This is a genomic window from Sedimentibacter sp. zth1, assembly GCF_017352195.1.
Classification (GTDB): domain Bacteria; phylum Bacillota; class Clostridia; order Tissierellales; family Sedimentibacteraceae; genus UBA1535.
On sequence record NZ_CP071445.1, the window covers coordinates 2,950,129 to 2,963,541 of the forward strand.

Consider the following 13,413-nt stretch of genomic DNA (forward strand, 5'->3'; position numbering starts at 1 on the left):
TTATGTTAAAAAGAATTATTGCATTATTATTATGCGTAGCTTTTCTACTGACAGCATGTTCCAACAAAACAGATACTACAATCAACAATACGGATAGTACGGATGATTTGCCACAAGGAGAAGTGGTTCTAGCAACTAAGGATAATAAGACATTACTTGATAATTTTAAGCTCACAGCTACAAAAGCAAGTGCTGAAGGTATTGAAAGTACCAGCGGTTTTACATTAACTTCAAAATCAGAAATACAAAAAGACACTATAAAATCAAATCTAAAAATTATACCACAAACAGATTTTAACATAGAAGAAGTATCATCAACTGTTTATAATATTGTCCCAACTGCTAATTTGAAAAATAATTCTGTTTATCAGATTAAGTTTAATGAGGATGAAGAAATTTATTCGTGGGCTTTTCAGACTAAAAAAAATCTTCAAATCACTGAAACAATTCCTTGTGACGGAAGTAATTATGTTCCGGCACAAACAGGTATAGAAATGTATTTCACTCTCAATGAAATTGAAAATATTGAGGAATACTTTGAAATAGAACCACATGTTGAAGGAAGATTTGAGCAAAAAAATGGAATGGTTGTTTTTGCACCGTCAGAAAAATTGGTGAATAGCTGCAAATACACTGTTACAATAAAAAAAGATCTAAGTGCTAAAAATAGTGATGAAACACTAAAGGATGATTATACTTTTTCGTTTCAGATAGAGGATGAAGAGGCGTATAGTATTTGTATAGAACCTTTTAGAAATATTTATGAAGGCAATGTAAAATTTATTGAAGGTTACTTGGATAGAGAATATGAAAATGAAGAATGTATTGTAAATATCTATAAGTATGATTCATATGATAGCTTTGAAAAATGTGTCATAAATTATATTAACTTAAATAAGCTTGAAGATGATTGTACAGAGGATGAAAATCTAACGCTAACTAGCTCAGTTGCGCAAAAACCGTATATGGTTGAGACGTATTATAGGAAAAAGGCAGTATATGAATTGCCTAAAGATTTAGCTAAGGGATATTATCTAACAGAGATTGTCTATAAAGATAATATAAAGAGGTATGTATTTTTACAAATCAATGACTTACTAATTTATAATGCAAACACGCAAAGTGAGACATTTGTATTTGTTGCAGATGGAAAAACCAATAAAGGTATTGGGGATGTTAGTGTTTGTAAGAACAATGAATTCATTGGGAAAACAAAAGATGAGGGTGTACTTATTAAAAAAATAGAAGATAAAAAAATTGTAGACGAAAAAATTAATGATACATTTTATATGACATTTAAAAAAGAGGGCTATAATAATTTTATATTTGCTAAAAACTGCATTGATAATACTTACTACGACTATAGATATCGCCAAAGAACTAATAACTCAACAGATTATTTTATTTATTTAGATACTGATAGACCAGTATATCTTCCTACAGATACTATTAATGTTTGGGGATTTTTAAGATACAGAGATGACAGGTTAACTAAAAATGTTAGAATTGATTTGGTGGAAAATGAAACAAAAATTATTTTGGATAGTAAAAAAGCTGAAATAAGTGAGATAGGAAGCTATGAAACTTATTTTGACATAAATAATATTACATCATATGGTTGCTGTATAAAAGTATATGATAATGATATATTGGTTGATAGCAGGGGTGTAAGTATAGCTAAATATACAAAGCCTTTATTTAAACTGTCGGGAAAGCTTGATAAGGAATATTTGTATAGTGGAGATGATTTATCTTATAAATTAAATGCTAATTTTTATGATGATGCTCCATATCCTAATTTGAAAGTAGATTATAGAACATGTCTTTTGAAGAATGGTTCTAATATTCAATATACAGAAAAGAGTAATGTATTAGCACTTGATGAAAATGGAGAATATACTACAAAAGTTAATACTGATGTTAAAGCAAATACATGGAGACCACAAACAATATATGTATACTGTTTTAACAATGAAGCGGAGGATAAGCAAGTTAAATGTTATAACACATCTAAGGTTTTTCCGAAAAAAGTAATGCTTGAGGTTGAACAAAATAACAAAAAAGAACCTAAAAAATTTGATATTTTACTTCACAAATTAGATTTAGCAAATTATAATGCTGATGAAAATGATTATACATCACTCAGAAGTGATCCTATGAGTGGTAAAGTAAAGCTTAATATTGTTGAAAGATATTGTGAAACTAAAAAAATCGGTGAAGAATATGATTATATAAATAAAGTAAATGTAATAAAATATAAATCATATGAAATAGAAAATACTGTTATTGATGAATACGTAGATATATCAAATGGACTGTATAATTTTGAAATTCCAAACTTTAATTCTGAAAGAGAGTATAAAATTACTGCTTATTATGAAGATGGTATTGGTGGAATATATGAGGAATTTTGGATAGGTAGATATTTTAATTATGCAAATGATGATAAAATTTATCAAATAGAACACAAAAAAAGTTGTGATTCTAGTTATAAATTCAGTTACAGAGTAAATGAAGAGGTTAATTTGCAATTAACATATAATGGTATACCTGTAGAAAACAGCAATAATGATAATTTAGTATTGTTAATGTTAAGAGAAAACATTGTTGATTATAATATTGGTGAAGATACATCAGTTGAATTAAATTTTGAAGAAAAATATATACCAAATGTTCAACTAGAAGGAATATATATTAAAGATGGTTTTATGTATCCTATCCGCTACAGCTCAGGAGTAGATTATGACGAAACAGAAAGAAAGATAAGTTTTGATGTATCTACAGATAAGGATAATTATAAGCCAGGTGATGAAGTAACTTTAAATATAAAAGCCTACGATGAGAACTATAAACCGTGTAAGGCAGATGTTAATATTAGTATTGTGGATGAAGCATATTTTGCTGTTTTCGGAAAAAGTACCGATACTTTGGGTGAACTTTATGCAACATATTATGGTACTTCAATATTAAACAGTTATATGTCAAATATATACTCAATTCCAGAGGAAATGTGTCCAGAAATGGGTGGCGGTGGAGGATATGATGATGTACTGAGAGATGATTTTCGAGATACAAATGTATTTGACACTATAACTACCAATGATGATGGTAGCTTGACGTATAAATTTAAATTAGCTGATAATTTAACTTCTTGGAGGATAACACATCAAGCAATTTCAGATAAAATGTATGCAGGAAGTGGAACAAAAAATATAACAGTTAGCTTACCGTTTTATGTAAACTTAATAATGGGTGATGAATATCTAAAAGAGGATAAAATATGTGCGACGCTTAGAACCTTTGGTACTGAAGCAACTGAAGGCGAAAAAGTTCAATATACAGTAAAAATTAAAAATAAAGCTACCCTTGAAGAAAAAGAGTATAAAGTAACAGGTATAATAGGTGAATATACAAATATTTATCTTGATAAGCTCGATTTGGGTGAGTACGAAATATATGCCTACGGAAGTTATAGCGATTTTAAGGATGGTGTAAAAAAAGATTTCAGAGTAGCTGATTCTTTAATATATTTTAATAATACAGATTATTATAAATTAACTGATGATACAGTATTAGATGAAGTTTGTTCTAATGCGGTAATTACACTGTTTAATGAAAGCAAATCAGACTTTTATAATAGTTTGAAAAATATCTCGTATGGTTACGGAGGTAGAAGAATAGATCAAACTGTAACTTCTATGATTGCAAATAAATATATGAACGAATATTTTGATGCTAACCAAAGCTATAATGAAAAGGATTTGTTAGATGAACTGGCTAAGTATGAGTCTAAAAATGGTGGATATAAATTGTTACCTTATTCTAAGGAAAATACAGAGTTAACAGCTAAACTTATAAATTTATACAGCAATAACTATATGGATGCAAAGGTCAAAAGATATTTTTATAACATAATTGATTCAGCAGAAAATTATAATACAGATGTTGCTGCAGCTCTATGGGGATTAAGTAATTACAAAGAGCCTGTTCTTCTTACCGTTTACAATTTACTTGAGAATGAAGAATTAGAAGTCAGAGATAAGCTCTATCTTTCACTTGCACTTACTGAATTTGGTGATTATGGTACAGCTTATAAATACTATAAGGAAATTCTTGATAAGAATGTAATAACAAAAGCAAATTATTTATATCTTGACAATAGCATAAACGACGTAGACAGTTATGAGCTTACATCTCTGATGTCAGTGCTTGGGCTTGAATTAGGTGATATAAACAACAGTGATAATTTGTTTAAATATATATATAATGTTCCAAGTGAGTACACACTATCTAATTTAGAACAGTTAATGTATATTACAAACAGAGATATTATGAGCCTTGAAGAAATAAAAAATCTTTTCGGGGAAATAACAGTTACTGTAGATGGAAAAAGTAAAGATTATAAATTAAAGTTTTTTAACACAGAGTCATTTTCAATACAAAAAGAGAAAATTAAGGACATAAGATTTACAAACATAAAAGGTGAAATTGCTTGCAACGTTGATGCACTTGGCAACAAAGATGATTTAGACAAAAATAAAACTATACGATTCTCACTAGATGTATCATATGGCTTAGAAAAGGGTGGTTTAGGTCAGACAGAATTCAAACAGTCAGACTTGTTAAAAGTGATAATTACACCTACTATTAAGCCAAGTGTTGAATCTTTATATTATGAGATTACTTATATAATTCCTGCAGGGTTTAGGTTTATGGAGACAGATAATAAAAACGAGTCTTATGTGAAACAGAATGGTCAGAAAATAACAGGAATGTGTTCTTATAATAATAAAGATGGTGTTAAACCAATGATAATTTATATGCAGGCAGTTCAACCAGGTGAATATGCAATTGATTATGTGGTAATGAAAGATTTATTCTCAAGTGATTTAAATTATATTGAAAAGAGTAAACTGATAATTAAATAAACTAAAAGGCATTTGATAAGTTTTATTATATCAAATGCCTTTTTTTCAACTGCTAGTTGTAATATATTCAATTGTTGTGGTATTGTTTAGAAGTATAACTTTAAGTATAATTAGAATATAATATAGTTTATAATAACTTAAATCACAAAATAGGAGGTATACTTTGAAAAACAAACAAAAAATAAGCAATTTAATTAAACCTATATTAATGAAGGTTAGTATTACTTCTTGTTTGCTAAAATTGATTTCAGTTCCAATAGCGTTAATAACAGCTAATTTAATGTCCAACATGGTTACAAATGCAACAAATGGTAATGTTCATAGTGTAATCAAGTATTCAATATATATTTTATCAGTTATAATTATTGATAAGTTATTTAGTATATTAGCTACTATAAGTTTTGAAAAAAAAGTGTCTACATCTAAACATAAATGTAAAATGTTTTTATATAAAAATCTTTTTAATAATCCACTTAATATTTTATATGATGAAGAGCATGGAAAGGCAATTGAGTTATTAAATGATGATTTTAACACAGTAACAGATATTTATATAAGTACATATCCAAGATTTATTGTAGGTATTATTACTTCTGTATCATATTTTGTTTATATTTTTATGAAAAACAAATATATAGCTTATAGTTTACTAATTATATCATTAGTTCAATTGCTACCACCATTAATTATTAAAAAGTATATGCAACAAAATTATGATGCTTCAAGAGGGGTAGAAGCAGAATTAACAGAATATGTAGTTTCAAGTTACAAAGGATTTGCTACAATAAAATTGTATGGACTTAAAAATTGGTATATAGAAGGACTTAAAAGGATACATAAAAAGTATATTAAAATAGGCAATAGAGCGGAGCTAACAAGTGCTGCAGAAAACTCAATGACATATTTATTGGAAAATATATTACAATATGGTACATATGGTGCATTGGGATTATTGGTGCTTTTTGAATTTTCTACATTAGACATTGCTATAGTTGCAATAGCTTTATCTGGTGGACTTTATGGAGCAGTAAGCACTATTTTTAATTCAATACCAGAATTTGCTGTTTCACATACTGCACTAAAAAGGCTTGCAGTATGGTTTGATTTTGAACAGCAAGAAGGTCTCGAAATAAATAATAATCAAATAAATTTAAAGAATGTTTGCTATGAGTTTGAAGAAAAAAAAATAATGTCAAATACTAATGTTAGCTTTGATTTAGCAAAATTGAATGTAATTAAGGGAGAGAATGGTATAGGCAAATCAACATTGCTTAAGCTTATGTTAGGAATTTTAGTAAACAAAAGTGGAGAAATTAGAATAGGAGGCATAAAGCCTACCGAAATCAAAGATAGTGAGTGGTGTGAAAATGTTTTATATTTACCACAAGATGATATAAATATAAATGTAACACCTGTTGAGTTATATAGTTCAATTGCTGATAAAAAATTCTCTAAATGTATTGATATAGCGTCTGAATTTGGATTAACAGATAAAATATTAAAATACAGTGTTATTTCAGAGCTGTCAGGAGGAGAAAGAAAAAAAGTATATTTATCATTGGTATTAGCTTTAGAATCAACAATTATGATTCTTGATGAACCAACAAATTCGCTTGATAGCTATGGAAAAGACGTTTTAATAAAAAAACTTGTTGATATAAAAAATAGCAGAGGTGCTGTAATTGTTACACATGATGATAAATTAACAAGAATAGCGGATAGAATATATACATTTGATAAAGGTGGTGAAATATATGAATTTGAAACAGATTAAAAAACTAATATATAGTGATTTAGCTAAAACAATGACAGTACCACTTGTTTTTAATCTTATAGAGCAGGTTATTGCATCTATATTGACTGTTTATACTGCAAAAGTATTAGGCTCATTTGCAGATTCTATATTTACACTTAATATTGAATATGGATTGAATAATATAAAGAAAATAATGATATGTATATTAATATATGTTATTGTTATACCATTTATTGATTTAGTTTGTAAAATCACTATGTTAAAAGGAGCTTTGGCACACGATAGAATTTTATATGCAAGGTTTCTAAATAAAGAATATAGAAATGCTATGAAATTAGAAGCAGGAGAAGTACAATATCGTTTGGAAGATGATCCGATAGATTTTAGAGGGTATTGGATGAATATAATAACAAAGTATATAACAGTACCATTAACTTTTGTATATGTATTATCTAATTCATTGAAAATCAGTGTTTATTTTACGATGCTAATCTTTGCTATTTCTTTGATAAAGTTATTTGTTCCAATGTTTACAGCTAAACTTGAATCTAAATATGATTTAAAAAATAGACAATATAATACTTCTGTTAGAGTTTACGAAACAGAAATAGCAACAAAATCATGTGCATTGAAAATGATAAATATAGCAAATGCATTTATTAAAATGTTAGACCAATTGTTTATTAATTATTTCAATAACGTTCAAAAAAAGGATATAACTATAAAAACGGTAGCAGAAAATATAGAAACTTTTATAAATTCTTTAACTAAGGTTATTACATTGATTATTGGTGCAATTATGGTTTCAAATAAAAGTATTAGTGCTGGTAATGTAGCAACAATGATAGGCTTTTTAGGAGTGTTTGATATTGTTTTAGGTGATGTATCATATATTATTAAAAAAAGCTATATTATGAAGGAGTTAAGCGAAAGAATATCTATTTTATATTCTAATGCTGAAGTCTTAAACGGTAAAAAAATAGATAATGTGGATAGTATTGAATTAAGAAATCTAAGTATTTCGTATGATGATAAAAAAGTATTTAATAACTTATGCTTTAAATATTTTAATGGTGATAAGCTTGCATTGATAGGTACTAATGGTAGTGGTAAAACGACACTCTTGAAACTTATTTGTGGACTTTTAAAAGAATATGATGGAAGCTTAATGATAAATGCAATTGAGTTTTATGATATTAGCATAGAAAGTTTGAGAGATAAGATCGCATATGCTATGCAAGATCCATATCTTTTTAAAGGAACAATTAGAGATAATATAAGGCTTGGAAATTTAAATGCGACTAATGAAGAAATAGACGAGGTTATAAAAGCAGTAGGAATTAGGCAAATTGAAAATAGAGATGTTGGCTTTGGCAGAAATGATTTATCAGGTGGTGAAAAACAACGTGTATCTATAGCAAGAGCTTTGCTAAAGAACTCAAAAATATTAATATTAGACGAACCTAGCAATAATTTAGATACGGACGGTAAAGAGTGGTTAAAACAGTTTGTAAAAAATAGTGATAGGTCAATTATTTTTGTATCTCATGATGAAGATATAACAAACTATGCAAGTAAAGTAGTTTATATGAAATAAAAAGCAAGATTATAAAAATAATCTTGCTTTTTTCTCTTTTTCTTTTACAATCTATTCTGACCTTAATGCAATAACAGGGTCTTTTTTTGCAGCTATTCTTGATGGTATAAGTCCAGCTATTACAGTAAGTATTACACTTATCAGTATTAAAATAACTGCTCCCATAACTGGCAATGCAGAAATATTTGCTACATTGGTTATTTTGTACACAATGTTATTTATAGGAATTGAAAGTAACAATGTTATTCCTATACCTATTAATCCAGCAATAAAACCAACAATTAATGTTTCAGCATTAAATACTGTTGAAATATCTCTTTTTGATGCACCAATACTTCTTAATACTCCAATTTCTTTTGTTCTTTCAAGAACTGAAATATAAGTTATAATTCCTATCATAATAGAGGATACAATCAATGATATTGCAACAAAAGCTATTAGAACATAGCTGATTGTGTTAACAATGGTTGTTACAGCGCTCATCATTATTCCAACAACATCTGTATATCCTATTCTGTATTCTTCTTGAGAAGCTTCAGTTCTTATTTTGTTATAATCATTTATATAGTTAATAACAGCATCTTTATTTTCAAAGCTATTCGGATAAATATTTATTGTACTTGGATTATCCAATGAAACTGATCCAAGCAAAGATAAATTACCCTCATAAGTAGCATTTGTTAAATCAAAGCCCATTTGTTTAGCAAATATATTTAAAATTTCTTCTTCGGATTTTGTTTGTACCATCATTTGAATTTGCATTTGTTCCTCTTGTGGCAAAGTACTGATATACATATTAACATCATCCATTGTAATAGGTATTTCATTATCATCAAAATTAATTCCTGTGAAAATATCAGTATTAGGATTAGCAAGCTGTTCTTTAACAATTTCGCTTTCATTAATTTTGTTTATGGTAAATTCAGTTAAATCTTTAGTGTATCCAATTGTACCTGAAATGGAAGTCGAAATGGCATTTTCATTTGGTCTGACGATACCAACTATTTTTAAATCAGTAGCAGTATCGAGTTTACCTGTCATATATATGGTATTGTTGCTATTATTCTTCCATTGACCATTTTTATCTTTATTAAAATAATCTGTATTTAATAACAGTTTAAAAGAAGTATTTAAAATATTTTCATAAGTATATGATGTTATTTCAGTAGTGCTTTCTATTTCTTTTCCTTCTCTAATTGAATTCATCATATCTTTAACTTCTTGTTGATTCATTAACCCTAACGAGTATAGAGTCATATCGTTAATCTCATTGTTTTCATCTATAACCATAACCAGTTCGTCGTAATTTTCTGGCCATTTTCCAGCTAAAACGTCGTATTGAGAATGTAACAAATCTTTATTATCTAACATTTCGTCAAAGACGTTGATATTTGACGGTGATGGAAATGCTTCTTTAGGCATTAAACCCATGTTAACCATTGGAGGCATAGGTGTGCTAAATCCAATATCATCAAGTAAAGTACTTGGATTAACTTGAATTATTTCTTTATCATAATTAGAATTAAAAATTTGTAAAGCTAAATCATATCCATATTTAACATCATTGGTTATATCGTATATGCTATTATTTTCATTTTCAATATACTTTTTAAATGCAGCTAAATCATTTTTTTGTGCTTGAGTTGTTAATGATTTTAGCATATTAGTCATGATGTTATTTGAATATATTTTTTCAAGGTCATGACCTTCCTTTTCACTTGTTTTCATCATCATTGACATCATTGATGACATATCCATAGATTGACTAGCAATAGTTATTGGATATGATGCTAAAGTATCTTCTTCAACAGTTGATATGTAGTTTTGTACACCAGTTTGAAGGGACATAATTAAGGCAATGCCTATGATGCCAATACTCCCAGCAAAAGCAGTTAAAAAAGTACGAGCCTTTTTACTAAGTAAATTGTTAAAACTTAGAGATAAAGCTGTTTTTAATGACATAGAAGGTTTTCTTTCCTTCTTAGTTACTTTGTTTTCCGTTAGTTTATTTTCCTCATAAGGACTAGTATCGTTTATTATATTTCCGTCTAGAAGTTTAATAATACGAGTAGAATAATTTTCTGCTAATTCAGGATTATGTGTGACCATTATAACAAGTCTGTCATTTGCTATTCCTTTTAACAAATCCATAATTTGAATACTGGTTTCACTATCAAGTGCACCAGTTGGTTCATCAGCAAGTAATATTTCTGGATTGTTTACTAATGCTCTTGCAATAGCAACCCTTTGCATTTGACCACCGGACATTTGATTTGGTTTTTTCTTTAATTGGTCACCTAATCCTACTTTTCTCAGTACATCAGTTGCACGTTTTTTTCTTTCCGACTTGGAAACACCAGATAAAGTCAATGCTAATTCAACATTTGATAAAACCGTCTGATGAGGGATTAGATTATATGATTGAAATACAAATCCAACTGAATGATTTCTATATGAGTCCCAATCATTTTCTTTAAAGTCCTTAGTAGATCTACCTTCTATGGACAAATCACCGTCTGTATAATGGTCAAGTCCACCAATTATATTGAGTAAAGTAGTTTTTCCACAACCAGATGGTCCAACTATGGAAACAAATTCGTTTTGTCTAAATTCTATGTTTATACCTTTTAACGCTTGAACCTTTGTGTCTGCAATTGTATACTCTTTCCTAATGCTGCTCAGTTTTATCACGTAATTTTTCTCCTTAATTTTTTAATAATTAATTTCATGTTCTTATAAGATATATTATCTTCGTATTATAACATAATATCAATAAAAATAATTGTTACATAATCGAAATTCATAAGGTGAATTTATGCAATAAAATCATCAAATAGCATCACTTGTTTGTTTTTTCATTTTAATAAACACTTGGGCATATAAAACTAAAGTACAAAGCATTACAATGGCGCAAGTTGTTATTAGTATATTACGAATTGTTGATGGAATATTTGGAATTAGTATTAATAAAAAAGTTACAGAATCAAATAGAGCAGTACAGACTTTACCAAACCATTTTGCTCCATCAAGCTTTTTATTGTATTTTTTGAGCATTATCAAACCCATTATGGCCATAAATCCTTCTTTAAGTATAAATATTACAATCAATATTCGCATAAGTTTAAATTTAAGTGCAAGACAAACAATAACAGCTCCTTGTGTGAGTTTATCAGCAAGTGGGTCAATAAATATTCCTAACTCTGTTATCATGTTGTATTTTCTAGCAATAAATCCATCAAATAAATCAGTAAGACCAGAAATTCCAATTATAGTTGCTGCTGCAAAATAACCTTTATATGAGTTCGATTTTAAATAAGTTATTATAAAAATGGGTATAAGAAGTATACGAAAATAACCCATTATATTAGGTATAGAAAATATTTCTTTCTTTTTAATAGTATTCATAAATTGACCTTTCCTTTATAATATGTATTAATATTATAATTATATATAAATTTGTTATAAATGACAATATAATAATTATAACATAAAAAATTAATTTATTAAAAAAATGTCGAAAAAAGAAAAAACAGTTGACACAGCAAACAAGTTTGTGTATAATAAGCAAGTAATAAAAAAGACATGCGGGTATGGCGGAATTGGCAGACGCGCTAGACTTAGGATCTAGTGGGAGACCGTGGGGGTTCAAGTCCCTTTACCCGTACCAAAGAGAAAAAACAGTCGAAAGACTGTTTTTTTGTACTTAAAAATAAAGGGACTACGTTTCCAGATGAAATCTGAGCTAATGTTCAGAAAATTTTCCAATGTAGCTTTTTTATTGTAGCAGATGTGTTTTTTAAATTTAGGAAAGTCTGCCTATTTCATCATTTGTATAATTTGTAGATTTTAAGACTATAATTATATAAAAGTGACTATTAGCAGTATTATTAAACAATTCTCATTTTGATACGAAAGTTAGTATAATGCTAGCATTAAAGTAATATATTATCAATAGTTGAGTTATATTGTCGAATAAATATATTTAAAATAAAAACATATTGACGTTTTTCGATTTGTAATATATAATATGTCATATCGATTAAAGTAGATATGATACGAATTAAAAAGGAGAAGATTTTATGCAAATATTAGAAAATATATGGTTGTTTTTTCAAAACCAAATTCTTGGAATGAAATGGATTAATACCCTTATAGGTAAAGGACTTTCTGCGGTTGGACTTGACCTTAACAAAATTTTGGGTAGTAGCCTGCAGTTTTTTATTTATGATACTATCAAGATTTTTATCTTGTTATCGGTTCTTATTTTTGTAATTTCATATATTCAGAGTTATTTTCCACCAGAACGAACAAAGAAAATTCTTGGTCGCTTTCATGGCATTACGGCAAATATTCTTGCCGCATTACTTGGTACGGTAACTCCATTCTGCTCTTGTTCGTCAATTCCACTTTTTATTGGTTTTAGTGGTGCAGGACTTCCTGTTGGAGTTACATTTTCATTTCTTATTTCATCACCAATGGTTGACCTAGGCTCTCTTATTTTACTTATGAGTATATTTGGAGCAAAAATTGCTGTTGCTTATGTAGTGATTGGTCTTATTCTTGCCGTTATTGGTGGTACACTTATACAAAAATTTGGAATGGAAAAATACGTGGAAGATTTTATTAAATCAGCTGGAAGTGTGGATATTGAAAGTCCTGACCTTACAAAACATGAACGTCGCATGTATGCAAAAGAGCAAGTGCTTGCAACCATCAAGAAAGTTGCGCTATATATTTTTATAGGTGTCGGTATTGGTGCTGTTATCCATAATGTTATTCCACAGGTATGGATTGAAACAATACTTGGTAGTAATAATCCGTTCTCAGTTATACTTGCTACACTTGTTGGTATTCCAATGTATGCTGATATTTTTGGCACAATTCCTGTTGCTGAAAGCTTGTTTGCAAAGGGCGCAGGACTGGGAACAATTTTATCTTTTATGATGGCAGTTACTGCACTATCTTTACCATCTATGATTATGCTTCGCAAGGCAGTAAAACCAAAGTTGCTAGCAGTATTTATCGGTATTGTAGCAATCGGAATTATACTTATTGGGTACTTCTTTAACACATTTACATTCTTATTTATTTAAGTAGTAAAATAACATAGATAAAAACTAGTATCTAGTAGT

Annotated in this window: 6 protein-coding genes and 1 tRNA gene; 5 read left to right on the forward strand and 2 right to left on the reverse strand. The window is 28.4% G+C overall.

Annotated elements, in window-relative coordinates; translation table 11 throughout:
* The first annotated feature begins 2 nt into the window (after positions 1-2).
* The 3 genes from JYG23_RS13955 (at position 3) to JYG23_RS13965 (ending at position 8,281) form a co-directional block, all read left to right on the forward strand.
* Complete coding sequence (locus JYG23_RS13955) at positions 3-4,928, forward strand: Ig-like domain-containing alpha-2-macroglobulin family protein (RefSeq protein ID WP_207236285.1); 4,926 nt, start codon at positions 3-5, stop codon at positions 4,926-4,928.
* Positions 4,929-5,091: 163 nt separating this feature from the next.
* Positions 5,092-6,702, forward strand: a complete 1,611-nt coding sequence (locus JYG23_RS13960; RefSeq protein ID WP_207236286.1) for an ABC transporter ATP-binding protein — start codon at positions 5,092-5,094, stop codon at positions 6,700-6,702.
* Positions 6,683-8,281, forward strand: coding sequence for an ABC transporter ATP-binding protein (locus tag JYG23_RS13965; protein ID WP_207236287.1), 1,599 nt, complete (start codon positions 6,683-6,685; stop codon positions 8,279-8,281). Before JYG23_RS13960 ends, JYG23_RS13965 begins: the two co-directional genes overlap by 20 nt.
* 51 nt (positions 8,282-8,332) lie before the next feature.
* On the opposite strand, the gene JYG23_RS13970 is transcribed toward JYG23_RS13965, so the two are convergent.
* Positions 8,333-10,972, reverse strand: a complete 2,640-nt coding sequence (locus tag JYG23_RS13970; protein ID WP_207236288.1) for an ABC transporter ATP-binding protein/permease — start codon at positions 10,970-10,972, stop codon at positions 8,333-8,335.
* A 138-nt stretch (positions 10,973-11,110) separates the two neighbouring features.
* Positions 11,111-11,686, reverse strand: coding sequence for a CDP-alcohol phosphatidyltransferase family protein (locus JYG23_RS13975; protein ID WP_207236289.1), 576 nt, complete (start codon positions 11,684-11,686; stop codon positions 11,111-11,113).
* A 179-nt stretch (positions 11,687-11,865) separates the two neighbouring features.
* Here JYG23_RS13975 and JYG23_RS13980 point away from each other — a divergent pair.
* Positions 11,866-11,948 (forward strand) — tRNA-Leu (locus tag JYG23_RS13980).
* Between the two features lie 412 nt (positions 11,949-12,360).
* Positions 12,361-13,374, forward strand: a complete 1,014-nt coding sequence (locus JYG23_RS13985) for a permease (RefSeq protein ID WP_207236290.1) — start codon at positions 12,361-12,363, stop codon at positions 13,372-13,374.
* Positions 13,375-13,413: the final 39 nt, after the last annotated feature.